Below are 496 nucleotides of genomic sequence, written 5' to 3' on the forward strand. Positions count from 1 at the left end.
CTCCTTGCTGCGCACGCCCCACTGGGCGGCAGCGTTCCGGTGCCCGGCGCTGTCGCCGGAAGCGCCATGCCATACCGGCGCGTTGCCGCCGGCGAGGTTGCCCTGGCTGGACACCGCGTGGTCATTGGCCGCATCAAAAGCGCCGCCGCCCTTGTCCTGGGCGTTTTCCCCGCCCGGCGTGGGAACGACGCCGCCTTCTCCCAGGCCGTTGTAGAGGGCGCCGACGATGAGCGGCCGGTCGATGTCGTTCTCGATGAACTGGACGATCACCTCCTGCCCGATGCGCGGCAGGAACTGGCTGCCGATGCCGCCGCCCGCCAGGCGCTGGGCCACCCGCACCCAGCACGTGGCGTCGCCGCTGTCCTGCCAGTGGAAGCGGATGCGCACCCGGCCCAGCTGGTCGCAGTGGATCTCGTCCGCGCCGATTGGGGCGTCCGCGCCGTCGGGGCCGACCACGATGGCGCTTTGCGCCCCCATCGCGGTGGGCCGCGGGTGA

At 72.6% G+C, this 496-nt stretch carries 1 protein-coding gene; it reads right to left on the reverse strand.

The window, feature by feature from the left end:
- Positions 1 to 496 (reverse strand): phage baseplate assembly protein V (locus NX780_RS25110; protein ID WP_258830617.1); only part of this gene is annotated, 496 nt, incomplete at both ends.

The organism is Massilia agri (assembly GCF_024753255.1).
In the GTDB taxonomy this organism is placed as follows: Bacteria; Pseudomonadota; Gammaproteobacteria; order Burkholderiales; family Burkholderiaceae_D; genus Telluria; species Telluria agri.